At 73.0% G+C, this 24,447-nt stretch carries 16 protein-coding genes; 5 read left to right on the top strand and 11 right to left on the bottom strand.

Annotated features, from left to right (window positions below):
* Positions 1-249: 249 nt before the first annotated feature.
* The 5 genes from ACQPZP_RS07645 to ACQPZP_RS07625 form a co-directional block, all read right to left on the bottom strand.
* Positions 250-942: an ABC transporter ATP-binding protein gene (locus tag ACQPZP_RS07645; RefSeq protein ID WP_433476929.1), complete on the bottom strand. Its 693-nt coding sequence runs from the start codon at positions 940-942 to the stop codon at positions 250-252.
* Positions 939-1,868: an ABC transporter ATP-binding protein gene (locus tag ACQPZP_RS07640; RefSeq protein WP_433466919.1), complete on the bottom strand. Its 930-nt coding sequence runs from the start codon at positions 1,866-1,868 to the stop codon at positions 939-941. The genes ACQPZP_RS07645 and ACQPZP_RS07640 overlap by 4 nt, the downstream gene beginning before the upstream one ends.
* Positions 1,868-4,429 (bottom strand): CRISPR-associated protein Cas5, encoded by a 2,562-nt coding sequence (gene cas5, locus ACQPZP_RS07635; protein ID WP_433476928.1) that lies wholly within the window; start codon positions 4,427-4,429, stop codon positions 1,868-1,870. Before cas5 ends, ACQPZP_RS07640 begins: the two co-directional genes overlap by 1 nt.
* Complete coding sequence (locus tag ACQPZP_RS07630) at positions 4,426-7,725, bottom strand: FtsX-like permease family protein (protein WP_433476927.1); 3,300 nt, start codon at positions 7,723-7,725, stop codon at positions 4,426-4,428. Before ACQPZP_RS07630 ends, cas5 begins: the two co-directional genes overlap by 4 nt.
* Before the next feature lie 124 nt (positions 7,726-7,849).
* Positions 7,850-11,068, bottom strand: a complete 3,219-nt coding sequence (locus ACQPZP_RS07625) for a BTAD domain-containing putative transcriptional regulator (RefSeq protein ID WP_433476926.1) — start codon at positions 11,066-11,068, stop codon at positions 7,850-7,852.
* A 151-nt stretch (positions 11,069-11,219) separates the two neighbouring features.
* On the opposite strand from ACQPZP_RS07625, the gene ACQPZP_RS07620 reads away from it, so the two are divergent.
* Positions 11,220-11,780 carry a dihydrofolate reductase family protein gene (locus ACQPZP_RS07620; RefSeq protein ID WP_433476925.1) on the top strand — a complete coding sequence of 187 codons (561 nt, stop codon included), beginning with the start codon at positions 11,220-11,222 and terminating at the stop codon, positions 11,778-11,780.
* A gap of 5 nt (positions 11,781-11,785) precedes the next feature.
* Here ACQPZP_RS07620 and ACQPZP_RS07615 read toward each other — a convergent pair whose 3' ends face one another.
* Together ACQPZP_RS07615 and ACQPZP_RS07610 are read right to left on the bottom strand one after the other, a co-directional pair.
* Positions 11,786-12,691, bottom strand: a complete 906-nt coding sequence (locus tag ACQPZP_RS07615; protein WP_433476924.1) for a helix-turn-helix domain-containing protein — start codon at positions 12,689-12,691, stop codon at positions 11,786-11,788.
* Entirely contained in the window at positions 12,688-13,485 is a 798-nt protein-coding gene (locus tag ACQPZP_RS07610) for an SAM-dependent methyltransferase (protein ID WP_433476923.1), read from the bottom strand. Before ACQPZP_RS07610 ends, ACQPZP_RS07615 begins: the two co-directional genes overlap by 4 nt.
* A gap of 273 nt (positions 13,486-13,758) precedes the next feature.
* Here ACQPZP_RS07610 and ACQPZP_RS07605 point away from each other — a divergent pair, with 273 nt between their 5' ends.
* Both ACQPZP_RS07605 and ACQPZP_RS07600 read left to right on the top strand, forming a co-directional pair.
* Complete coding sequence (locus tag ACQPZP_RS07605) at positions 13,759-14,115, top strand: YciI family protein (RefSeq protein ID WP_433476922.1); 357 nt, start codon at positions 13,759-13,761, stop codon at positions 14,113-14,115.
* Between the two features lie 50 nt (positions 14,116-14,165).
* On the top strand, positions 14,166-15,437 hold the full coding sequence (locus tag ACQPZP_RS07600; protein WP_433476921.1) for an RNA polymerase sigma factor: 1,272 nt from the start codon (positions 14,166-14,168) through the stop codon (positions 15,435-15,437).
* Here ACQPZP_RS07600 and ACQPZP_RS07595 read toward each other — a convergent pair.
* Positions 15,418-16,581: an FAD-dependent monooxygenase gene (locus ACQPZP_RS07595; RefSeq protein ID WP_433476920.1), complete on the bottom strand. Its 1,164-nt coding sequence runs from the start codon at positions 16,579-16,581 to the stop codon at positions 15,418-15,420. The genes ACQPZP_RS07600 and ACQPZP_RS07595 overlap by 20 nt on opposite strands.
* Before the next feature lie 260 nt (positions 16,582-16,841).
* Here ACQPZP_RS07595 and ACQPZP_RS07590 point away from each other — a divergent pair, with 260 nt between their 5' ends.
* A complete protein-coding gene (locus tag ACQPZP_RS07590; RefSeq protein ID WP_433476919.1) occupies positions 16,842-17,783 on the top strand; it encodes a threonine/serine dehydratase in 942 nt (313 codons plus the stop codon).
* Between the two features lie 16 nt (positions 17,784-17,799).
* Here the strand turns inward: ACQPZP_RS07590 and ACQPZP_RS07585 are convergent, their stop codons facing one another.
* Both ACQPZP_RS07585 and ACQPZP_RS07580 read right to left on the bottom strand, forming a co-directional pair.
* The gene (locus tag ACQPZP_RS07585) at positions 17,800-19,146 is read right to left on the bottom strand and encodes a serine hydrolase domain-containing protein (RefSeq protein WP_433476918.1); all 1,347 of its coding nucleotides are present in this window, start codon (positions 19,144-19,146) and stop codon (positions 17,800-17,802) included.
* 173 nt (positions 19,147-19,319) lie between these two features.
* Positions 19,320-20,318, bottom strand: coding sequence for an RNA polymerase sigma factor (locus ACQPZP_RS07580; protein WP_433476917.1), 999 nt, complete (start codon positions 20,316-20,318; stop codon positions 19,320-19,322).
* A 97-nt stretch (positions 20,319-20,415) separates the two neighbouring features.
* On the opposite strand from ACQPZP_RS07580, the gene ACQPZP_RS07575 reads away from it, so the two are divergent.
* Complete coding sequence (locus ACQPZP_RS07575) at positions 20,416-21,054, top strand: TetR/AcrR family transcriptional regulator (protein ID WP_433476916.1); 639 nt, start codon at positions 20,416-20,418, stop codon at positions 21,052-21,054.
* Here ACQPZP_RS07575 and ACQPZP_RS07570 read toward each other — a convergent pair.
* Positions 21,041-24,415 (bottom strand): pyruvate carboxylase, encoded by a 3,375-nt coding sequence (locus ACQPZP_RS07570; protein WP_433476915.1) that lies wholly within the window; start codon positions 24,413-24,415, stop codon positions 21,041-21,043. The two genes, ACQPZP_RS07575 and ACQPZP_RS07570, sit on opposite strands and share 14 nt — an antisense overlap.
* Positions 24,416-24,447: the final 32 nt, after the last annotated feature.

Raw genomic sequence — 24,447 nt, 5'->3', positions numbered from 1 at the left:
GCGCAGTGGGTCGGCTCGGGCATGAACGTCTCCCATTCGATCGCCGAAGTCGCATGCAGTCGAGATAGTCTCAAATGAGACTGTATCATTCGATCCTAAAATTGAGACATGTTGGACGACCGCTAGAAGGTCCGGCCGCGACGGCCTGGCCACTGATCACGTGCAGCCCGGAATGGCGGCGCCGCCGTCGCAGCAGTGAGAGACAGGTGCATCCCGAGCCGGTCTACACAAACCCCCGTCGAGTGACGGTCAGGCGGGGACGGGCGCCTCGGTTATCACGCCGTCTTCCAGGTTCAGGACTCGGTCGGCCTCCGCCAGGAGGGTTTGGTCGTGGGTGGCCACCAGGACCGTGACGCCTTCGCTGGAGACGACCGCGCGGAGCAGCGGCATGATGGCTGCGGCGGTTTCGGAGTCGAGCTGGCCTGTGGGTTCGTCCGCGAGGAGAAGGCGGGGACGGTTGGCCAGGGCTCGGGCTATGGCCACGCGCTGGCGTTGGCCGCCGGAGAGTTCGTAGGGGCGTTGGGCCGCGTGGTCGGCCAGGCCGACGAGGCCCAGGAGGACGCGGACGCGTTCGTCGCGCTTCGCCGGAGGCGTGCGGACGAGGCGGAGCGGAACCTCGACGTTCTCGGCGGCCGACAGGACGGGGATGAGGCCGTGCGACTGGAAGATGTAGCCGATGTCGTCGCGGCGCAGGGCGAGGAGGTCGTCCTCGGAGAGGGCGCCGACGTCGCGGCCGTCGACGCGGACCGAGCCGCCGTCGGGGGTGTCCAGGCCGCCGATCAGGTTGAGCAGCGTCGTCTTGCCGGAGCCCGAACGTCCCTTGATGGCGACGAGTTCGCCGGGCTCGACGGTGAAGGACGCACCGCGCAGCGCCGGCACCTCGATCTTGCCCGTCCGATAGGTCCGGACGAGCTCTTCGACGGCCACCATCGGGTCGGTCATTCCGTTTCCTCCCGGTCGGGCCAGACGCCGACGTGGTCGCTTTCCAGGGCGAGGCGGACGCGGTCGCGCATGTCCAGGGCCTCGGTGAACCCCTTGGGGAGCTGGACGCGGCCGACGCGGTCGAGGAGGGCGTACTCCTCGACGGTGCGCGTTCCGTCGTCCTCGGAGCGGCGGCGGACCTCGACGCTGGTGCGGCCGTCGCGGATGCCGACGGTCCGGTCGACGCGCTCGGACACCTGCGCGTCGTGGGTGACGACGACGGTGGTGGTGCCGAGCTCCTCGTTGACGCGGCGCAGCGCGGCGAACACCCCGGCGGCGGTGGCCGTGTCGAGTTCGCCGGTGGGCTCGTCGGCCAGGACGACGTGCGGCTCGTTCGCGACGGCGACGGCGATCGCGATGCGCTGCTGCTGTCCGCCGGACAGCTCGGCGGGGCGGCGGCCCGCGCAGTCGCCGACGTCCAGCATGCCGAGCAGTTCGGCCGCGCGGGTGGCGCGGGCCCGGCGGGAGCGGCCGGCGAACTTCATGGGCAGCTCGACGTTCTGCGCGGCGGTCAGGTACGGCAGCAGGTTCCGGGACGTCTGCTGCCAGATGAACCCGACCTGCTCCCGCCGGAACTTCAGCCGTTCCTTGGACGCCATGGTGAGCAGGTCGGAGCCGGCGACGCGGGCGACGCCGGCGGTCGGCACGTCGAGGCCCGACAGGATGTTCAGCAGCGTCGACTTCCCCGAGCCGGAGGCGCCCACGATGGCGACAAGCTCGCCGGGGTCGACGAGCAGGTCGAGGCCCTGCAGCGCGACGACCTCGACGCCGTCGGTCTTGTAGATGCGGACGAGGTTGTCGCAGACGATGTGCGCGCCCTCGCCGTAGACGGGGCCGCGTTCGGCGGCGCGGCGTTCCAGTTCCGCGAGGTCCGGCGTGTTGGTCATCAGTCCCCCGTTCTCAGGACGTTTCCGGGGTCGGTGTCGAAGGCGCGGTCGACGGCGACGGCCGCGGCGGCGGCGAGGAGCAGCGCGCCGAGCAGCCCGAGCAGCGCCGAGACCCCCGGGACGTGTGCGGTGACGGCGAAGCCGCCCGTGTAGGGGCGCAGGTCCACGACCGGCCCGGTGATCTCGGGGAGCAGCAGGCCGAGCACCCATCCGGCGCCGACCGCGCACAGCAGGACGGGCGCGATCTCGACGAGCGCGAGGCCCCGGCTCTGCCGCCGGCTCAGCCCGAGGGCGCGCAGGTGGGCGATGGTGCAGCCGCGGGCGCGGGCGCCGACGACGAGGACGAGCAGGACGGCGAGCAGCCCGAACGCCCCGCCTGCCAGAGCACCGTCCCGGAACGTGTCGTGGACGACCGACACCAGCGGCAGCCGCGCCATGTCGCGGAGCACGTCCCGCCGCATCACGACGTCGTTCCCGGAGGCGGCGCGCAGCGCCTTGGCGTCGATGTCGTGCCCGGCGACGAAGACCTGGGACGGGAAGCCGGTCGCCCCGGCGACCATCCGGTAGGGGACGATGACGAACGCGCTGCCGGTCTCCTGCCCGGGGAAGCTGTCGATCTGGGCGGACGGCTTCACGCGGATCGGGTCCATGCCCGCACGGCTGAGGGTGGCGTCACCGGACCCCAGGGTGCGGGCGGCGAGCGGCGACGCCAGGACGCCGGAATCCGGGATGCCGGGCACCTCGGGAGCGAGCTTCCGGTAGGCGTCGACGTCCACGCCGACCACCGTCACCGGCGCCGGGTCCGTGGCGGTCGAGGCCAGGTCGATGACCCGGGCCCGGACGGCGCCGGTCACCCCGGGCACGGCGCGGATGCGGCGCAGCGCGGCGTCGTCCAGCGGCCCTGCCTCGATGCGCGCCTCGCCACCGGTCTCGGCCCAGGATGCGCGTTCCTGCCCGGTCCGCAGCGCGGTGTCCACGGTGGCGGTGAAGCCGGCGACGACCGCGGCCAGCAGCAGGACGACCAGCGGCAGCGCCCCGACGAGGTTCTGCCGGGAGGCGCGGGCGACGCCGATGAACGCGACGGCCCCGCTGCGCCGCCGCAGCAACGGCCCGGCCGCCCGCAGCAGAACCGGGTAGACGCGCAGGACGAGCACGCCGAGGGCCGCGCCGAGCAGCACGGGGACGGCGGCGATCAGCGGGTCCGTGCCGGAGGACGCGCCGCGCTCCCGCAGCAGCACGACGCCGATCACGGCGAGCGTCACCAGCAGGACGTCCAGGACGAGCCGCCGCCGGGACGGGCGCGCCGCGACGAGATCGTCCCGCCGGTCGGTCACCGAGCCGAGGCCGCCGCTGCGCTCCCGCAGGACCGTGACCGCCGAAACGCCCAGCACCACCACGACGAGCACGGCGATCGCGTAGATCGAAACGGTCTGCGGCGGGCCGGCGTCCAGCAGCCGTCCCGCCGCGTATCCGAGCGCGGCGGACGGGACGGCGGCGAGGGCCGTCAGCCCGCAGGCGGGCCCGGCGAGCTGGCGCAGCGACGCGCCGCGCGCCCGCATGACGCCGAGGACGGGCCGGAGCCGCTCGCCGAGGAGCCCGGCGGCGAGCAGCAGCACCCCGGCGGCGACCGCGACGAGCCCGCCGGAGGCGAGGCCGATGACGGACTGGGCGGTGCGCAGCCGTCCGGCGAACTCCTTCAGCCGGTTGTCGAGCGCGGTGGAGACCTCGCAGGGGAACAGGTCGGCGCGTCCCTCGACCGCCGAGCGGAAGGCGTCGAGGTCGCGGCCCATGGCCCTGGCCTGTCCCGCGCTGACCGCGCCGGTGCGGACCGGGAACCGCCACTCGTACGTCAGCTTGGTGCGCGGGTCGCGGGTGAGGCGCGTGTACCCGGCACCGTCGATCAAGGCGGTCCCCGCGTCGGCCTCGATGGTCGTCTTGGGAAGGAACTCGACGGTCGGATGCAGGATCCGGGCGCGGGGCGCCCAGAACGGGTCGGCGGGGTTCAGCGGTTCGTACAGGCCGGTGATGCGGACGCTCATGCCGCTGATCGTGATCAGGTCGCCGGTCTTGTAGCCGAGCCGGTCCGCGTACGCCTTGGCGACCATGGCCTGCATGTCGCCGCTCGTCTGTCCCGGCTTGTTGTAGGGCGGCTGCCCGGTCACGACGCGGATGCGCCGCCACGTGCCGGGCTCCCAGCCCAGGTAGAGGAGCCTGGGCCGGCTGAACCGTCCCTCGACCGCGTTCCCAGGCGAGGTGACGGACGACTCGGGCTCGCCGACGACATCGCTCAGAGAGCGAGGCAGCCGCTGCTGCCAGGCGATGGCGTTGGCGCCCAGGGCCGCCTCGCTGGGGACGCCGGAGAAGGCGGTGCTGCCCGCCGCCTCGCCGCGCACCCGGATGTCGGCGTCCGCGCCGACCGCGGCGGCCACGGCGCGGTCGTAGCCGGCGGTCGTCCGGGACGGGACGGCGACGGCGAGCAGCGCGGACACCAGCGTCAGCACGGCCAGCGCGGTGAGCGGCGCCCACTGCGCGCGGGCGAGCCGGATCGCGGCACCTCTCATCGGTCCTCCCCCACGCGCAGGCCCGCGCCGAGGTTCCGGCGCCGCAGCGTCCGGATCACCGGTGCCAGCACGAGCCCGAGCACCGCCGCCACCGCGCCGAGCACGGCCAGCACCACGGGCCATTGGACGACCAGCTCGGCGGGCGGATACGGCTGCGCGGCCTGCACGCTGAGCACGATGTGCGGGACGACGAGCCGGGCCACGACGAGGCCGAGGACCGTCCCGCCCAGCAGTCCCAGCGCGACCAGGTACGCCTGCTCGATCGCGAGCATCCCGGCGACCTGCCGGGGATGCACCCCGAGGGCCCGCAGCACCGCGAACTCGCGGTACCGCTCGCCGGCGGTCACCGCCGCGTTCACCACGAAGGCGATGACGGCGAACGCCAGCGCCGCGCCGAACCCGAGCACGAGCGCGCCCTGGAGCGCCGCTCCGAGCGGCGCGTCGCGGAGCCGGGAGCGGGTCTCGACGCGGTCGGCGGCGACCTCGCCCCAGCCGGGATGCCGGGCGAGCTCCCGGACGGCCGGGGCCGTGCGCCCGCCGCGCGCGGACACCCACCATTCGCGGGGGGTGATGCTCTCGACGCCGGCTCCGTCCACGGCGAGCCGGTCCTGGGTGAGGGTGGGCAGGTCGACCAGGACGCCCGGCCGGCCTGGCGGCACGCTCGGCAGCGCGGGCGTGATCCCCGTGACCTTGACCGGCTGGTCGCCGTCGAGGGTGTTCACGGTGACGGTGCCGCCGACGCCGACCTTGGCGCGTTTCGCCATCTCCGCGGTGATGACGCCGGGCACGACCGGCAGGAGGTCGGTGTTCTTGATGTCGTGGGACGGCGGCGTGGACGTGCCGAGCATCGCGTGGACGGCCGTGCCGGTCGCGTAGCCGTAGAAGCCCTCGCGGTCGAGGGCCGGGGACGAGGGGACCGTGAGCTTCGCCAGCGCGTCCTTCGTGCTCTCGGCGCGCGCCTTGAGCGGGTGCTCCGGGTCCTGCGGGGCGGCGAAGGCGTCCCAGCGGGCTCCGGCGGGCAGCGCGGCCTCGCCCGTGCCGTCGCCGCGGATGCCCAGCACGTCGAGGTCGAGCCTGCCCGAGAGCCTGTTGTCGTCGTAGTCGAAGTGGATGCCGCGGACCGACAGCGGGTAGGACGGCACGCCGTCCGGCCCGGCCAGGTCGGCGGCGTCCACCGCGAGGGTGTGCTCGTCGCCGTCCGCGTCGAAGCCGGGCAGGGGCACCTGGCGGGCCAGCCCGTTCGCGTCCACGACGGTCACTTCGAACCGGTAGCCCTTGCCGAGCGGCGGGACGTAGTCCGGGGGCACTTCGGGGTCCGGGCCGGAGCGGCTGAGCTTCAGGTCGAACAGCAGCCGCTTCGGCTTCCCCGGGACCGTCAGCGCCGGGACGGCGGGACGCGCCTTCGCCAGTTCGTCCAGCCGCAGGTCGTCCCGCAGCGCGTGCTCGACGCGCAGGAGCGGGCCGAGCGTCTTCGCGTCGACGCCGAGCATCGTCGCGGGCTCGGTGCCGAGGTCGGCGTCCATGCGCAGCACCGCCGTCGCGGCCGAGACGCCGGGCAGCGCCGCGAACCTCCCGCGCTGCCCGAGCGGGGCCGGGCTACCCGCTGCGGAGGAGGCGGAGAGCCGCAGGTCGGCGCCGCTCTGGAAGTCGGCCTGGTCGGTCTGCGACCGCCGCCAGGTCGCCATCGTCGTCACCGACAGCACCCCGACGGCCATCGCCATGACCAGCAGCAGCACCGGCCCTGTGTATCTGAGCTGGCGGCGCCCGACCTGCCGGGTGCCGAGGACGGGCACGAGCCCGCGGCCCCGGGTGGCGGCCCGTTCGGCGACCCGGGAGACGAACGGGACCAGACGGAGCAGCAGCACCCCGCCGGCGAGCAGGGCCAGGGCCGGGCCGGACACGATGAACGGGTCGATGCCGGACGTGCCGTCCCCGCCGCCGCCCGCGCCGTCCGCCCCGTACCGGGTGAGCTGCCAGATCGCGAGCCCGGCAACGAGCAGCAGCGCGAGGTCGGTGCCCGAGCCGCGCAGGCCGCCGCGCCCCTGCCGCCCGATGCCGGCCTGCGCCTCCACGAACGTCCGGTTCGCGCCGCGCAGCGTCGGGACGGTCAGGACGACCGCGCAGGCGAGCGCTGTCAGCACGGAGACGATCCATAGCGGCGGGAGGGGCCCGGCGTCGAGCCGCAGTCCCGAGTCCCGTACCGCGGGCGCGTGCCCGGCCAGCCGCAGCAGGGGCCCGGCCAGCAGCGGGCCGAACGCCGCCGCGGGCAGGACGATCAGCAGCCCCTCGGCGAGGCCGAGCCGGGCGAGCTGGCGCATCCCCATGCCGCGGGTCCGCAGCAGGGCGGTCTCGCCGCGCCGGTGGTCGGCGAGAAGCCGGGCGACGAGCAGCCATGCGCAGCCGGCCAGCAGGACGAGCTGGATCACTGGAATGAGCATTGTGGACCGTGCCACCTGAAGGGCGGTGCGCAGCTGCCCGGTCAGCTCGGGCAGATCGGTCGCGACGCTGAACTGCGCCCCGTCACCCGCCTTCTTGAAGGTGTCGCCCCCGGCGGTGACCCGGTCGCCGAGCGGGCCGAGGTCGCCGGGGGCGACACCGCGCAGGTCGGGCATGACGGTGAAGCGGGCCTCGGAGCCGGTGCCGGTGAACCGGGCGGCGAACACCTCGGGCGGCACGACGAACGGCCCGTACGTCGTGTAGTCGAGCCGTTCGACGCCGGTGGTGATGAGCTTGTCGTCCTGCCAGAAGTAGTCCTGCGGGTCGGGGACGTCGAACAGCCCGACGACGCGCACCTTCACGACCGACTTCTCGTCCACGCGTCCGTGCAGCGTGAGGACGTCGCCGACGTCGGCGTGCATGGCGCGGGCGGCGGCGCCGGGCAGGGCCGCCTCGACCTCCTCGGCGGTCCCCGGCCCGGGCCAGCGCCCCTTGGCGAGCCGGGCCTGCTTCTCGATCCCGGTGTAGGTCTCGAACGCCGTCAGGTCGGGATGGTCGCTCTTCTCCTGCCCCGGCAGCGTGTAGGAGTCGCTGCGCACGCTCATCGAGATCGACAGCGGGACGTCCCGGTAGATCTGCTTGAGCGCCTGGTCGACCTGCCCCTGCACTTTGGTCAGGCCGTTCGCCGGGACGTGCGTGCCGAGCGTGGTCCCCACGGACTCGAAGGTCGCGTCCGCCAGCGTGCGGCGCAGACCCTCGCGGGTGACCGATCCGGTGTAGCCGACCAGGGCGGCGAGGACGGTCGTGGCGAACAGCGCGGTCGCGCACGCGGCGAGCACCAGCGTCCGATCGCCGGTCATGCGTCTGAGAACTATCCCCCGCGGCCCCACGGCCGATGATCATCTTTCATGCGCGGGGCCCCCACAAGGGCCTGTGACGCTATTTTGACATTTCGCAACGTTCTTGCAATATGGGGCAAATTGCTCACCGTGGCGCCCAGACGGAGGGGCCCTCCGGCGAGACCGACTCCGCTCGCCGCAGGGTCTCCGCCGGTTCGAGAAGGGCGCCGGCGGCGAACGCCTCCGCGAACCCGTCCGCGCCGAGCGCGTCGCGTGCGCGACCGGTGGCCCGTTCGATGTCGTCCTGCTCGGCCGGGCCGGGAGGCACACCGGCCGCTTCCCGGACGTCCGCCGCCTCACCCAGCGCCTCCGCCGCGTCCCGGTGCCGCCTGGACAGCGTCAGCGCGGCGGCCAGGCCCTCCAGGGAGCCCGCCAGATCGCGCGGCGCCTCCAGCCTGATCGCGACGGCCAGCGCGTCCCGCTGGTACCGCACGGCGGACGCCGCGTCGCCGCGCGCCTCGGCCACGTACCCGAGACCCGTCTGGACCAGCGTCAGATACAGCGGCGGGGTCTCCTCGGGCGACGCCGCCGCGAGCATCGGCCGCAGCCGGTCCTCCGCGTCGTCGAGGCGCCCTTCACGGCACGCCACCAGACCGAGCCCGAGCTCGGCGAACGTCACGGCCTGCGCGAACCCCTGCTCCACGGCGATCCGGTGCGCCCGCCCGAACAGCCTGCGGGCGGTCGCGTGGTCACGGCGCAGGTGGGCGATCCAGCCGCGCCACGCCATCCGGACGGCGACGTCCGGCCACATCCGCAGCTCCTCCGCCATCCGCTGCCCGTCGTGCTGGAGCCGCTCGGCCCGTTCGTAGTCGCCGGTCAGCTCCGCCAGCGCGCCCAGCCACTCCACCGCCTGGAGCCGGCCCCAGCGGTCACCGACCTCGCCGAACAGCGCGGCGGCCCGCCCGGCGTCGTGTTCCAGCGCGGCCGGGTCGCCGCGGGCGTGGGCGTACATGGCCCGCATCACCAGCGCCGCCGCCTCGCCCCATCGGTCGCCGGACGCGCGGAACGCCGCCAGCGCCTCGTCCAGCAGCGCGGCGCCCGCCGCGATGTCGTCCAGGTCGGACCGGGCGAACGTCAGGAACCAGCGCGCCCACGCCTTGAGGTGGGCGTCGCCGGTCGCGTCCACGAGCCGGAGGGCCTCCTCGCGCCGGGCCGCCCAGTCGCCGGGGACGCCCTTGAGGACGGCCAGCCCCGCCCGCCAGGTCAGGGCCCTGGCCCGGACCGCCGGTGGACCGCCGCCCCGGGCGAGCGCGGACTCCAGCGAGCGCAGCGCCTCGGTCAGCCTGCCGCGCAGGAACCAGTACCAGGCGAGCGCGTTGACCAGCCGCAGGGCCTCGTCCCCGGCGGCGGCGTCGAGGGCCGCGCGCATGTTCGGGGACTCGGCGTCCAGCCTCAGCAGCAAGCGCGCCTGCTCCGGTCCGGTCAGCCGATGCTCCGCACGCTCGGCGAGATCGAGGTAGTGGCGGCAGTGCGCGGCCCGCGTCCGCTCAGTCTCGCCCGCTTCGGCCAGCCGGTCGGCCGCGTACGCGGCGACGGACTCCAGCAGCCGGTACCGGGGGCCCTCGCCCGGCCGCTCCGTCATGACGACGAGCGAGCGGTCGACCAGCCGGACGAGCACGTCCAGGACCTCGTGCGCGGGAACGTCCTCCCCCGCGCACACCGCCTCCGCCGACTCGGCCGCGCAGCCGTCGGCGTGCACGGACAGCCGGCGCAGCACGGCCCGCTCCGGCTCGGTGAGCAGGTCCCAGCTCCAGTCGATCACCGCGGTGAGCGTCCGCTGCCGGGCCGGGGCGCCGCGGTGCCCGGACGACAGCAGCCGGAACCGGTCGTCGAGCCGCTCGACCAGCCCCTCCACGCCGAGCGTCCGCACCCTGGTCGCCGCCAGTTCGAGCGCGAGCGGGAGGCCGTCCAGCCGGCGGCACAGCTCCCCGACCGGCCCGGCCGTCGCCTCGTCCAGCCGGAAGGTCCGCGACGCCGCCTCCGCCCGCGCCGCGAACAGCCGCACCGCGCCCGCCGCCGCCGGATCGTCGCCGTCGCCGGGCACGTCCAGCGGCGGGACGGCCCACACGACCTCGCCGGGCAGCCCGAGCGGCTCGCGGCTCGTCGCGAGGATCCGCACTCCTGGGACCGTGCCCAGCAGCCGTTCCGCCAGCCCGGCGGCCTGGTCGATCACGTGCTCGCAGTTGTCCAGGACGAGCAGCAGCCTGCGGGCGCCGAGCGCCGCCGCCAGCCGGTCGAGGGCCGCCTCCGGCGCGCCCGGCGCGTCCCGGATGTCGAGGATCGCCGTCAGGACCTCCGCCAGGTCGGGGACGGTCGAGCGCTCGACCCCGGCCAGCTCCGCCATCCACACGCCGTCGCCGAACGCGTCCGCGAGCCCGGCCGCCGTCTCGATCGCGAGCCGCGTCTTGCCGACCCCGCCGGGGCCGGTCAGCGTGACCAGCCGGTCGGTGCCGATCCGCGCCCGGATCTCGCGGACGGCGCCGTCCCGCCCGATCAGCTCGGTCGGCGGGACGGGCAGGTTCGACCGGCCGCGCACCCGCGGCGCGGCGGGCGCGTCCAGGCCGGGGTCCTGCCGCAGGATCGCCCGCTGCAGATCGGCCAGCTCCGACCCGGGGTCAAGCCCCAGCTCGGCGGCGAGCATCGCCCGGTAGGCCTCGTACGTCTCCAGCGCCTCGTTCTGCCGTCCGGCCCGGTAGAGCGCCCGCATGTGCGCGGCCCTCAGCCGCTCGCGCAGGGGGTGCTCCCCGACCAGGTCGCCGAGCTCTCCTGCCAGCACCCCGTGCTCACCCAGATCGAGCCGCACCTCGGCGTGCTCCTCGCACGCGGTCAGCCGCAGCTCCTCCAGCCTGGCGACCGCCGCCCGGGTGAACGGATCGTCCCGGAAGTCGGCGAACGCGGGCCCGCGCCACAGCCCCAGCGCCTCCGCCAGGAGCGCCGCCCTCTCCTTCGGCTCCTCCGCCCGGCGCGCCCGCTCCACCAGCCCCTGGAACCGCCGCGCGTCGACGCGTTCGCCGTCCGCCGTGAGCAGGTAGCCGGCCGGACGCGACTCGACCAGCGCCCGCGCGCCCGGCTCCGCGTCCTCCAGCACCCGGCGCAGCTGCGACACCTTCGCCGACAGCGCTCCGGGCGGGTTGCCCGGCAGTTCCTCGCCCCACAGGTCGTCGATCAGCCGGTCGGCGGGCACCGGACGGCCCTCGTGCACCAGCAGGTCCGCCAGCAGCGCACGCACCTTCAGGCCGGGCACCGGAACGAGCCCGCCGTCGTCGGTCCAGAGGGCGAGCGGCCCCAGCACTCCGAAGCGCACCCCCCGACCCTAACGGGGCGTCCGGTCCCGGCCGCGCGGCGCCGATCCGCTCCCGCCGCGGAAAAGAGGCCGTAAGGATGTCGTAAACGGTCGGGCGCATCGTGGTTCAGGCAAGCGAGAAGGCGAACGATCACAGGCGACGGAGGACAACATGCGCAAGATCATCAACTCGACGTACGTGTCGCTGGACGGCGTCATCGACAACCCGCAGAACTGGACGTCGGCCTACTTCCAGGACGAGGCCGCCGCCTACGCCAACGAGCTGCTGTTCTCCTGCGGCGCCCTGCTCATGGGCCGCAGGACGTTCGACGGCTTCTCGCAGGCGTGGCCGGCGATGGAGGAGGCGACCGGCGACTTCGGCGTCCGGATGAACAACCTGCCCCACTACGTCGTGTCCGACTCCCTGAAGAAGCCCGGCTGGGGGAACACGACGGCGATCCCGCGGGCCGAGGCCGTCGCCGAGATCACCAAGCTGAAGGAGGAGGACGGCCAGGACATCCTGCAGTACGGCTTCGGGCCGGTGTCGCGGACGCTCGTCTCCAACGGCCTGCTGGACGAGCTGCGGCTGTGGATCCACCCGGTGCTCGTCGGACCCGGCGACCCCGTGGGCATGCTCAACGTCAAGGACTTCTCCGCGTCGTTCGAGCTGGCCGACACCAAGATCTTCAAGACCGGCGTCATCATCGCCACCTACGTCCCGGCCGGGACGTAGGGCGCTCAGACCAGCCGGGAGAGGGCCGTCCGGAGGAGCTCCTGGGTGCGGTCCGGCGGCTCGGCCTGGACGCCGAGGCGGTTCAGGACGTCCCGGTAGCGGGCGATGTCGGAGGTCCTGTCCGGGTAGAGGGCGCCCGTGAGCTGCTCCAGGTAGACGACGTCGGGCAGTTCCGGCTCGGCGAAGCGCAGCAGCGTCACCCGGCCGCCCTCCGCCGCGTGTCCGCCCGAGGTGAACGGGAGGATCTGCACGGTGATGTTCGGCCGCGCCGCCATCTCGGCCAGATGCTCGATCTGGCCGAGCATGGTCGCGGCGCCGCCGACCGTCCGGCACAGCGCCGCCTCGTCCAGGACCGCCCACAGCCGCAGCGGCCGGGAGCGGTCGAACACGCGGCGGCGGCGCATTCGCAGCTCCACCCGGCGTTCGATCTCCTCCGGCCGTGCCTCGGGGTGGCGGGCGGTAAGGAGGGCGCGGGCGTAGTCGGGGGTCTGCAGCAGCTCCGGGACGTCCTGGACCTCGTACACGCGGACGACCACGGCGCCCTGTTCCAGGCCGAGGTACGGCTCGAACCAGGCGGGCACGACGTCGCCGAACCGCTGCCACCAGCCGGGCGTGTTGGCGTGCTCGGCCAGCTCCAGGAGCGGCTCGCGCAGGTCCGGGTCGGTCACGCCGTAGAGGGTCAGGAGGTCGGCGACGTCGCGCTCCTTGAAGCCGACGCGGCCGAGCTCCATCCGGCTGATCTTCGAGTGGGAGCCGCGGATCTCGTACCCGGCGTCCTCGGTGGAGAATCCCGCGTCCTCCCGGAACCGGCGCAGCTGCGCGCCGACCAGCATCCGGAGCACCGTCGGACCGGCCGTCAGGTGGTGGTCCTGGGCGACGCGGGCCCGGTCGCCGGGGAGTTCGCCGCTCATGGCGCCTTGCACCCCACGGCGCAGAACTCGTCGACCTCGACCGGCTCCCCGGACGGGCCCGGCTCGGCGCGCCACCGCGACACCGGCACGACGCCCGGCTCCAGCAGGTCCAGGCCCTTGAGGTACCCGGCGATCTGCTCGGGCGTCCGCAGGTGGTACGGGGTGTCGCTCGCCTGGTTCCACATGTGGATCGCGGAGCGGAAGCGCTCACCGGTGAAGACGTCGGTGCCGTCGGCGACCACGAGGTGGCTGCCCCCGGGGAGCGCGTCGAGAAGGTGCGTCACGACGGATCGCGCCTCGTCATAGCCGGGGACGTGCCCGAGGATGTTCAGCAGCATCAGCCCGACGGGCCGGCTGAGGTCGAGCGTCCGCGCGGCCTCGGCGAGGATGCGGCCCGGATCGCGTACGTCGGCGTCGACGCACTCGGTGGCGCCCTCCCGGGTGCCGGTCAGCAGCGCGCGGGCATGCGCGAGGACGAGCGGATCATTGTCGACGTAGACGATGCGGGCGTCCGGCGCGACGCGCTGCGCCACCTCATGGGTGTTGTCGGCGGTCGGCAGGCCGGTGCCGACGTCGAGGAACTGCCTGATGCCCGCCTCCCCGGCCAGGTACCGGACGGCGCGGCCGAGAAAGGCCCGCGACTGCTTGGCGATGTCCACGATCTGCGGGTAGGCGCCGATGAACCGGTCGCCGGCCGCCCGGTCTGCGGGGTAGTGGTCCCTGCCGCCCAGCCAGTAGTTCCAGACGCGCGCCGACTGCGGTCGCGTGCCACCGGTCCGGGGCCTGGGCTGCACACCGGTATCCGGTGCGGGGTCTCCCAAGGGACGCCTCCTCGACGCGTAAGAACCTTTCCACCGAAAGAAGTTACTCGTTGGAGACTCACTTGCCCACCGGACCGGGCCGACGGGACGAGTGGGAGAAGGCGGGCAAAAAGGATTACGGCCTGGCACGATACGGCCCCGGGAGAAAATCCGAAAGATTCCGGGCCGCCGTGTCGATCCGGTCCCCCCTTCTTCGACGCGTCAGTGACGGGCCGGGAGGACCGGCCGGAGACAGAGGAGACAGAGATGCGCTTCCTGATGATGACGACGGACGACGGCGCCGCGCAGGCCGGGCCGCCGGACGAGAAGACGCAGGTGGAGATGGGCAAGTTCATCGAGGAGATGTCCAAGAGCGGGGTGCTGCTGGCGACCGGCGGGCTGGAGCCCGGCGGCACCCGCATCACCTCCTCCGGCGGCAAGATCACGGTCACCGACGGGCCGTTCACCGAGGCGAAGGAGGCGGTCGTCGGCTTCGCGCTGATCGAGGTCCGCTCCCGCGAGGAGGCGATCGAGCTGTCCAGGCGGTTCTGGTCGATCGTCGGGGACGGCCAGGGCGTCATCCAGCAGGTGTTCGGCCCGGGCGACCCGTTCCCCGGGGAGTGAGCCTCCGCTGAGCTTGCGCGGCGGCCGGTGCGGGTGCTCTCATCGGCAGCGTGACGACTTCGGACGTGTCCGGTGTCCACGCGAGCGTCGACGCGGTGTGGCGGCTGGAGGCCGCGCGCATCATCGCCGGGCTCGCCCGGATGGTGCACGACATCGGGCTCGCCGAGGAACTCGCGCAGGACGCTCTGGTCGCCGCGCTCGAACAGTGGCCCGAGTCGGGCGTCCCGGACAACCCGGGCGCCTGGCTCATGGCCGTCGGCAAGCGCCGCGCCATCGACCGGATCCGCCGCCGGCAGCGCCTGGAGAACAAGATCGAGGAGCTCGGGCGCGATCTGGAGACCCTGGAGCCGGCCGAATTCGACGTTCCGGACGACGACCGGATCGAGGACGACGTCCTGCGGCTCGTCTTCACCGCCTGCCACCCCGTCCTGTCCACTCAGGCGCGGGTCGCGCTGACGCTCCGGATGCTCGGCGGCCTCACCACCGAGGAGATCGCGCACGCGTTCCTCGTGTCCGAGCCGACCGTGGCGCAGCGGATCGTCCGGGCGAAGCGGACGCTGTCGGAGGCGGGCGTGCCGTTCGAGGTCCCCGAGGGGCCGGACCGCGCCGCCCGGCTGTCGTCCGTCCTGGAGGTCATCTACCTGATCTTCAACGAGGGGTACGCGGCCACCTCGGGCGACGCCTGGGTGCGCACGGACCTCTGCCAGGAGGCGCTCCGGCTCGGCCGCGTCCTCGCCGAGCTGGCGCCCGGCGAACCCGAGGTGCACGGGCTCGTCGCGCTGATGGAGATCCAGGCGTCCCGCACCCGGGCGCGCACCGGGGCGTCCGGCGAGCCCGTCCCGCTGCTGGAGCAGGACCGGGGCCGCTGGGACCGGCTCCTCATCCACCGCGGCTTCGCCGCCCTCCTCCGCGCGAAGGCGATCGGCGAGCCGCCCGGGCCCTACGTCCTGCAGGCCGCGATCGCCGCCTCGCACGCGCAGGCCGCCACCGCGGACGACACCGACTGGACGCAGATCGCCTCGCTCTACGAGATCCTCGCGAGCGTCGCGCCGTCCCCCATCGTGGAGCTGAACCGCGCGGTGGCCGTCGGCATGGCGCACGGTCCCGGCAAGGGTCTCGCAATCGCCGACGCGCTGCTGGACGAGCCGGTCCTGCGCGACCACCACCTGCTGGCCAGTGTCCGCGGCGATCTGCTCGCCCGCCTCGGCCGGCTGGACGAGGCCCGCGCACAGTTCGAGCGCGCCGCGGAGCTCACCCGCAACGCGCCCGAACGCAGGGTCCTGCTGGAGCGGGCCGCCTCGCTCAGTAGTCCCGCACGGTGAACGAGCCCACGATCTCACCGAAGTCCTGAAAGTCGATCATCTCGGTCTCGGCGCCCGTCTCGGCGTTGCGCTGCGCGTCCACCCGCGCCTTGTTGGTCAGCGCGAGCTCCTGGTTCGCGGCGACGTACCCGCGCAGTTCCCGCTCGTAGTTCGCGAACGCGGCGCGGTGGTCGCCGCCCGCCGCCTTCAGCTCCCCGGCCAGGACGTACGCGCCGACGATGGCCATGCTCGTCCCCTGCCCGGACAGCGGCGAGCCGCAGTAGCCGGCGTCCCCGAGCAGGACGACGCGCCCCTTCGACCAGGAGTCCATGCGGATCTGCGCCATCGAGTCGAAGTGGAAGTCCTTCGCGTCCCACATCGTCTCCAGCAGTTCGGGCAGGACCCAGCCGCCGCCGGCGAGCGCGTCCTCCATGATCTTCTTCTGCGCGGCGGTGTCCCGGAAGTCGTACTCGATGGGCTCCTCGGACTCGAAGCCCAGGTAGACGCGGACCTCCTCGTTGTCCCGGACGCTCATCACGCCGCCGCCCCAGCTGCTGCCCGGCATCTGGTGGAAGACCTGCCAGCGGTCCAGGCCGAGGAAGTTCGGGGCCGTCCACACCGCCAGGTACGTGCCGAGGTGGGCGATGAAGTCCTTCTCCGGCCCGAAGACGAGGCGGCGCGTGTTGGAGTGGGCGCCGTCGGCGCCGACGACCAGGTCGAACGTCCGGATCAGCCCGCTCTGGAAGATCACCCGGACGCCGTCGTCGTCCTGCTCCAGCCCGGCGATCGAGTCGCCGAACAGGTACTCGACGCCGTCCCCGGCCGCGTCCACGAGGATGCGGGACAGGTCGTCGCGGAGGATCTCGACATCGGGGCTGCCCAGCTCACCGCCGGTGATCGTGTACTCCTCGCTCCGGTAGAGCTCGCCGCCGTCCGCGTCCACCATGGACATTCCGCGCATCTCGACGCGCTCCGCGCGGATCCGGTCGAGGACGCCCATCCGCTCGGCGACCTCCAGCGCCGGCCCGCGCACGTCGATCGCCTGCCCGCCGGCCCGCAGCCCCTCGGACAACTCGACGACCGTCACGCCGAACCCGTGCCGCTTCAGCCAGTACGCCAGCGCGGGACCGCCGACACTCGCGCCCGAGATGAGGATGTTTTTCATGAGGGACTCCCTGCTTCATCCGGCGGGACGTGTTTCCCGCACCGATGAAGAGACTCGCCGCCCCCGCTGACCGGCCGCGCACCGTTCGCTGACCGGCGTCCGGAACGGAGCGCCAGCGGAGTGGAGGACGAAGGTCAGCCGCCCTTGCCAGGGGGCCTGGGGGGTCCGCCCCCCAGACCAGCACTGACGGCGGGCTGGCCCGGGCGGTGGTCATGCGCCAAACTAGGGTTGGCTGCTTATGGCTCGGAGAGGGAGACCCGGTGATCGAACCTTCGGACGTCCAGGCCGCGGCGCGTCGCGTGGCGGGGCGCATCCGCCGCACACCGCTGATCGAGGTCGACCCGGGCCCGCTCGCGGCCGCCGGGCGGATGTGGCTGAAGCTCGAACTGACGCAGCACAGCGGGTCGTTCAAGGCGCGCGGCGCGTTCAACCACATCCTGGCCGCGCAGGAGGAGGGGCGGCTGCCGGACGCCGGCGTCGTCGCGGCGTCGGGCGGCAACGCGGGTCTCGCCTTCGCGTACGCGGCCTCGCAGGTGGGCGTCTCCGCCGAGGTGTTCGTCCCGGAGACGGCGCCGGCGGTGAAGGTCGCGCGGCTGCGCGCCCTCGGCGCGACGGTCGTCCAGGTCGGCACCCGGTACGCCGAGGCCCAGGACGCCGCCACCAAGCGGGCGGCCGACACCGGCGCGCTGTTCTGCCACGCCTACGATCAGCCCGAGGTGTGCGCCGGCCAGGGCACTCTCGGCCTGGAGATCCTGGAGCAGACCGGCGGCGAGGCGGACACCGTCCTGCTGGCGGTCGGTGGCGGCGGGCTGATCGCGGGCGTCGCCACGGCCCTCGACGGGCACGCCCGCGCCGTCGGCGTCGAGCCGGAGACGATCCCGACCCTCGAGCGCGCCCTGCACGCGGGACGCCCGGTCGACGTCGACGTCTCCGGGATCGCCGCGGACTCGCTCGGCGCCACGCGGCTCGGCGACATCGCGTTCGCGGTCGCGTCCCGTACCGGTGTGCTCCCCGTCCTGGTCACCGACGAGGCGATCATCGAGGCGCGCCGGTTCGTCTGGGACGAGTACCGGCTGGTCGTCGAGCACGGCACGGCGGCCGCGGTCGCCGCCCTGCGCACCGGCGCCTACCGGCCGTCCGCCGGGGAACGCGTCGTGGTGGTGCTGTGCGGCGCCAACACCGACCCGTCCGACCTCGTCTGAGCGGAAGCCCGGCGGCTCACCGGACGACGTGCAGGGACTGGAGCGGCTGCAACCGGACGGGCGGGGTGGGACCGGCCGTCCTCGTGGCGGGCTGGGTACCGCAGAGGGCCTCCACCACGTGCGCGGCCAGCGCGTTGTCGATCGGGTGCGGGACGGGCGAGCCGTTGGCATTGAGCTGCTGGTACTTCATCAGGTTGAGTGCGACCGAGATCTGCCGGGCACCGCCGGCGGACGACAGCGACTGGGTTCCGGCCCCGAAGACCGCGCCGTCGTGGCCCCAGAACGTCCCGCACGGCAGGTCGAGGGAGTAGAGCCCGAGGCCGTAGTTCATGAGGACGTTCCCGTCGGCGTCCTTCACGGGGATGGTCCGCTGCATCTGCGCCAGGGCGTCCTTACCGATGAGACCGCCGGTGAGGAGCTTGCGGTAGAAGCGGTTGAGGTCGTTCATGGTGGAGACCAGCGCGCCCGCCGTCCCGGCCCAGCTCATGTCGTAGGTGCTGTAGTCACGCGGGGGCTTGATGTGCTGGTACAGCGATTCGTACATCCGCGAGTGCGGGCCGGCCATCCATGCTGTGGACGGGAAGTAGGTGTGCTTCAACCCGGCCTTGCCGATGACGTTCCGGGTGATGTACTTCTCCGCCTTGCTTCTGGTCACCTTCTCCAGGAGAAGCCCGGCGATGACGTAGTTGGTGTTGGAGTAGGACCACCGCTCGCCTGGCTCTCCTGTACGCGGCGCCCGCAACCCCCACTTGATGAGCTGTTCTGGCCGGACGTTGCGGAACCGGGACTCGTCCAGGCTCTCCGGTGAGAGTTCCTGCAACGACGGGAATGCTCCGGCGATGTAGTCGCCGATCCCGCTGGTGTGGTCGAGCAGCATCCGGACGGTGGTCTGGTCGCCGTAGGAGCCCGGAAGGAGACCGGGCAGATAGCGGCCGACCGGGGTGTCGAGGCCGATGTACCCCTTCTCGACCTGCTGAAGGATCGCGGTGGCGACGAACGACTTGGTGATGCTGCCCACCCGCTGCTGCATGTTCGCCGTGACCGGGCGCCTGGTGCGCAGGTCCGCGACACCGGACGCGCCCGCCCAGGTGGTGGCGCCGTCCTTGGCCTCGGAGAAGATCCCGTACATCCCCGCGTCATGGGTGGCGTCCAGCGTGGCCCGCAGCTTGGCGGGGTCGAACGGCATGGTCGACGGGCCGGGCATCGGCAGGGCGGCGGGCGGAGCGGCGGCGGGACCGTCCTGCGCCGCCGTGGCGGGCGCCTGCGCCAGGGTCACGGTGAGCGCCAGCGCGGCGCCGGCCGCGCCTCCGCGCAACGCACCGGTGCCCGCGAGCCGCGCCGGCCGTCCGAACCGCCTCGCCATCGTCCCTGTCTTTCCGCCGCGCCGGGATGTCCCGAGAAGTCGCCTCTCTGATCAACTACTTTCTCATTCCCGCGCGCGGGGAGTGCACCGTTTCGGCGACGTTCTCCGGTCATCGACCGATGTACGCGCCGCCGTTGGGACGCAGGGCCTGGCCGGCGAGCGGTGACCCCGTCTCAGCCGAGAAGGTCGGCGAGGGTTTCGCGGCGGGACGGGTGGCGCAGCTTGTGCATGCCCTTGGACTCGATCTGCCGGATGCGCTCGCGCGTCACCCCGTAGACCTTGCCGACCTCTTCGAGCGTCTTGGGCTCGCCGCCGGACAGCCCGAACCGCAGCGAGATCACGCCGGCCTCGCGTTCGGTGAGCGTCTCCAGGACGGCGTCGAGGCGCCCGCGCAGCATCGAGGACGCGACGACGTCGGCGGGGTCGCCGCCGTCCGGGTCCTCGATGACGTCGCCGAGCTCGCCGTCGCCGTCCTCGCCGAGCGGGGTGTGCAGGGACAGCGGCTCGCGGGCCTGCCGCCGCAGCCACTCGACCTTCTCCGGCGTGACGTCGAGCTCGACGGCCAGCTCCTGCGAGGTCGGCTCGCGGCCGAGGTCCTGCATCATCCGCCGGCGGACCCGCGTCATCCGGTTGAGCACCTCGACGACGTGCACCGGGATGCGGATCGTGCGGCTCTGGTCGGCCAGCGCGCGGCTGATCGCCTGCTTGATCCACCAGACGGCGTAGGTGGAGAACTTCAGGCCGCGGCGGTACTCGAACTTCTCCACGGCGCGGATCAGGCCGAGGTTGCCCTCCTGGACGAGGTCGTTCAGCGGCAGGCCGTGGCCCATGTAGCGCTTGGCGAGCGACACGACGAGGCGCAGGTTCGCCTCGACCATGTGCTCCTTGGCGCGGCGGCCGTCGGCGGCGATCCACTCCAGGTCCTGCTTGTCCTGGAGGCTCAGCTCGTCGCCGAGGGTTTCGAGGCGCTCACGGGCGAACAGGCCGGCCTCGATGCGCTTGGCCAGGTCGACCTCCTGCTCGGCGGTGAGCAGCGCGGTGCGCCCGATGCGGGAGAGGTAGTCCTTCATCGGGTCGACGAGGTTCACGGTGGCGCGGAAGGACGCGCTCGGCGCGTGGCTGGCGTTCAGGGCGGTGTCCTTTGCTCGTCCGGCCGGGAGGGAACGGGTCACCCGATCTCGGTACCCATCAGGCTTGCGGCATAAACTTAGAATCGACATAAGTATATGTCAAGAAGAAATTTAGGTCGGGGTATGAGATGATGGCCGCATGGGACTCCGTGAGCTGAAGAAGCAGCAGACGAGGCAGAACATCTCGCACCAGGCGACGCGCCTGTTCATGCGGCACGGCTTCGACCGGGTGACGATCGCCGACGTCGCGGCGGCGGCGCAGGTCGCGAAGATGACGGTCACCAACTACTTCCCGCGCAAGGAGGACCTGGCGCTCGACCTGCACGAGGTGTTCGTCGCCCTGCTCGCCCGGACGGTCGCCGAGCGGGAGCCGGGCGAGTCGGCGCTGGCCGCACTCCGCCGCGGGTTCCTGCAGGCGGTCGCCAAGCACGACGCCGTGATCGGCTTCTCGGGCCCCGGCTTCGCGCGCATGATCGTCGAGAGCCCGGCGCTGGTCGCGCGGCTCCGCGAGTTCCATGAGGAGCGGGAGGACGCCCTCGCCGCGGTCCTGGCCGCGGAGACCGGCAAAGGACCGGACGACGTCCTCCCCCGCATCGTCGCCGCGCAACTGGGCGGAGTCCACCGCGTCCTGTTCCAGGAGACCCTCCGCCGGACCCTGAACGGCGAGACCCACGACGAGATCGCGACGGCCCTCACCGAGTCCGCGAGGACCGCCTTCGACCTCCTGGAACCGTCCCTCTCCGGCTACGCGGTACGCCCTCCGACTAGTCCTGGATGACGAGGAGGAGGTCGCCGGCCTGGACCGGGGTCGCCGCGGGGACGGCCAGGCGGGCGACGGTGCCGGCCACCGGGGCGGTGATGGCGGCCTCCATCTTCATCGCCTCGATGGTGGCGACCACGTCACCGGCGGCGACCTCGTCGCCCTTGGCCACGCGCAACGTCACCGAGCCGTCGAACGGGGCGGCGACGTGGCCGGGTTCGGCCGGGTCGGCGCGTTCGACGGGCGGCGCGTCCGAGGCGACGGACTTGTCGCGAACGGACAGCGTGCGGAGTTGGCCGTTCACCGAGCAGATGACCTGACGGACGCCCGCCTCGTCGATGTCGCCGACGGCCTCCAGCCCGGCCAGGACGCGCACACCGGGTTCGAGGTCGAACGCGACCTCGTGTCCCGTGTGGAGCCCGTAGAGGAACGGGCCTGTGGGCAGGACGGACAGGTCGCCGTAGGCCGCGCGGGCTTCGCGGTAGTCCTTCGCCGGGCCGGGGAAGAGCAGACGGTCGAGCGTGTCACGCACGTCTGGGCCGTCCAATGCCTTCTCCTCGGCGCCGTTGAGTTCAGCCCGGGCGGGCGTGTACTGGCGTCCTGCGAGGGCCTTGGTGCGGAACGGTTCGGGCCATCCGCCGGGCGGGTCGCCCAGTTCACCGTTGAGGAACCCGATGACGCTGTCGGGGATGTCGTAGCGGTCCGGGTTCTCGGCGAAGTCGTCCGGGTCGGCGCCCGCCGCGACGAGGTGCAGGGCCAGGTCGCCGACGACCTTGCTGGACGGGGTGACCTTCACGAGCCGCCCGAGGATCGCGTCCGCGGCCGCGTAGCAGCGCTCGATCTCCTCGAACCGGTCGCCGAGGCCGAGCGCGACGGCCTGCTGCCGCAGGTTGGACAGCTGCCCGCCCGGGATCTCGTGCTGGTAGACCCGTCCGGTCGGCGACGGGAGCCCCATCTCGAAGGGTGCGTAGAGCTTCCGGACGGCCTCCCAGTACGGCTCCATCACGGTGAGCGCGTCCAGGTCGATCCCGGTGGCGGCGTCGGTGAAGTCGGTCGCGGCCACGATGGCCTGGAGGGGCGGCTGGCTCGTGGTGCCCGAGAGTGGTGCGGCGGCTCCGTCGACGGCGTCGACACCCGCCTCGATGGCGGCGATGTAAGTGCCGATCTGACCGCCGGCCGTGTCGTGGGTGTGCAGGTGGACGGGCAGGTCGAACCGCTCGCGGAGAGCCCGGACCAGTGTGCGCGCGGCCGGGGCTCGGAGCAGACCGGCCATGTCCTTGATGCAAAGGATGTGGACGCCCGCCTCGACCAGTTCCTCTGCGAGCCGCAGGTAGTAGTCGAGGGTGTAAAGACGTTCGTCCGGGGACGACAAGTCACCGGTGTAGCAGAGGGTGCCTTCGACCAGGGCGTGGGTCTGCAGAACGGCGTCGATGGCCGGACGCATGCGCTCCACGTCGTTCAGGGCGTCGAACACGCGGAAGATGTCGACTCCCGTACTGGCCGCCTCCTTCACGAAGGCGCGCGCCACGGAGTCGGGGTACGGCGTGTATCCGACGGTGTTGCGGCCACGCAGAAGCATCTGGATGCACAGGTTCGGCGCGGCCTCCCGGATCGCGGCCAGCCTGTCCCAGGGAGACTCGCCCAGGAACCGGAGCGCGACGTCGTACGTTGCGCCGCCCCATGCCTCGACGGAGAGAAGCTGCGGGGTCATACGGGCGAGATAGGGCGCGGCGGCGAGCAGGTCGTAGGTGCGTACTCGCGTGGCGAGTAGCGACTGGTGCGCGTCGCGGAACGTCGTGTCGGTGACCGCCAAGGCGTTCTGGTTCCGGAGTTGCTCGGCGAACGCGCGCGCGCCGAGAGCCAGTAGCCGGTCACGCGAGCCTTCAGGGAGCGGTCCGTCCTGGTTCAGCGGAGGCAGCTTGGTCGCCGGGTCGAGGTCGGTGGGAGCGTCGCCGTGCGGCTTGTTGACGGTGACGTCCGCCAGGTACCGGACGAGCCGCGTCGCGCGGTCACCGCTCGAACGGGCCGTGAGCAGGTCGGGATGGTCGGCGATGTAGGACGTCGTGACGCCGCCCGCGCGGAAGTCCGGCTCCTCCAGAAGTGCCCGGAGGAAGGGGATGTTGGACGCGACACCGCGGATGCGGAACTCGGCGACGGCCCGGCGCGCCCGCCGCACGGCCTCCTCGAACGTCCGGCCGCGGCACGTCAGCTTCACCAGCAGCGAGTCGAAGTGCGGCGAGACGATCGCGCCGCCGTAGGCGGTACCGGTGTCGAGCCGCACCCCGGCGCCGCCCGGCGACCGGTACGCCGAGATCTTCCCGGTGTCGGGACGGAAGCCGTTAGCGGGGTCCTCGGTGGTGATGCGGCACTGCACGGCGAAGCCGCTCACGGTCACCTCGTCCTGCGCGATGCCGAGGTCGGCGAGCGTCTCGCCGCCCGCGATGCGCAGCTGGCTCTGCACCAGGTCGATGCCCGTGACCTCCTCGGTGACGGTGTGCTCGACCTGGATGCGCGGGTTCATCTCGATGAACACGTGCTCGCCGCGGTCGTCCACGAGGAACTCGACCGTGCCCGCGTTCTCGTAGCCGATCTCCTGGGCGAACCGCACGGCGTCCTCGCACAGCCGCCGCGCCGCATCCGCGTCCAGCCGGGGCGCGGGCGCGATCTCGACGACCTTCTGGTGGCGGCGCTGCACCGAGCAGTCACGTTCGCGCAGATGGACGACGTGCCCGGCGCCGTCGGCGAGGATCTGCACCTCGATGTGCCGGGGGCGGTCCACGGCCTGCTCAAGGAAGACGGTGGGGTCGCCGAACGCGCTCTCCGCCTCGCGGCGCGCCGTGTCCACGGCGGCCTCCAGGTCCTCACGGTGGTCGACGCGGCGCAGGCCGCGCCCGCCGCCGCCCGCAGCGGCCTTCACGAACAGGGGGAAACCGACCTCGTCGGCCGCCGCGAGTTCCCGTCCCGGCTCGGGCGTCGCCGAGCGCAGCACCGGCAGGCCCGCGCGCCGCGCCGCCGCGACCGCCTCGATCTTGTTGCCCGCCAGGTTCAGCACGCGCGACGGCGGCCCGACGAACGTGATCCCGTTGCGCTCGCACGCCGCCGCCAGCTCCGGGCTCTCCGACAGGAACCCGTAGCCGGGGTAGACGGCGTCAGCCCCCACCCGCAGCGCCGTCTCGACGATCCCGTCCACGTCCAGGTAGGCGCGGACGGGATGGCCGTGCTCGCCGATCTCGTACGCCTCGTCCGCCTTCTGCCGGTGCAGGGACAGCCGGTCCTCGTGAGCGTAGACGGCGACGCTGGCGATGCCGAGTTCGTAGGCCGCGCGGAAGGCGCGCACGGCGATCTCGCCCCGGTTGGCGACGAGCAGCTTTGTGATCACGTGTGTCTCCCACGGCGGGCGCGAACCGAATC

Origin of the sequence: Spirillospora sp. CA-142024, from assembly GCF_050942325.1 — a bacterium.
Classification (GTDB): Bacteria; Actinomycetota; Actinomycetes; order Streptosporangiales; family Streptosporangiaceae; genus Spirillospora.
This window is presented reverse-complemented; position numbering and strand designations above follow the sequence as displayed.

Coding starts and splice junctions, on each gene's coding strand:
- ACQPZP_RS07615 (WP_433476924.1), bottom strand. CDS start 12,691: ATGAGCGGCGAACTCCCCGGCGACCGGGCCCGCGTCGCCCAGGACCAC.
- ACQPZP_RS07620 (WP_433476925.1), top strand. CDS start 11,220: ATGCGCAAGATCATCAACTCGACGTACGTGTCGCTGGACGGCGTCATC.
- ACQPZP_RS07595 (WP_433476920.1), bottom strand. CDS start 16,581: ATGAAAAACATCCTCATCTCGGGCGCGAGTGTCGGCGGTCCCGCGCTG.
- ACQPZP_RS07585 (WP_433476918.1), bottom strand. CDS start 19,146: ATGGCGAGGCGGTTCGGACGGCCGGCGCGGCTCGCGGGCACCGGTGCG.
- ACQPZP_RS07630 (WP_433476927.1), bottom strand. CDS start 7,725: ATGACCGGCGATCGGACGCTGGTGCTCGCCGCGTGCGCGACCGCGCTG.
- ACQPZP_RS07605 (WP_433476922.1), top strand. CDS start 13,759: ATGCGCTTCCTGATGATGACGACGGACGACGGCGCCGCGCAGGCCGGG.
- cas5 (WP_433476928.1), bottom strand. CDS start 4,429: ATGAGAGGTGCCGCGATCCGGCTCGCCCGCGCGCAGTGGGCGCCGCTC.
- ACQPZP_RS07575 (WP_433476916.1), top strand. CDS start 20,416: ATGGGACTCCGTGAGCTGAAGAAGCAGCAGACGAGGCAGAACATCTCG.
- ACQPZP_RS07640 (WP_433466919.1), bottom strand. CDS start 1,868: ATGACCAACACGCCGGACCTCGCGGAACTGGAACGCCGCGCCGCCGAA.
- ACQPZP_RS07645 (WP_433476929.1), bottom strand. CDS start 942: ATGACCGACCCGATGGTGGCCGTCGAAGAGCTCGTCCGGACCTATCGG.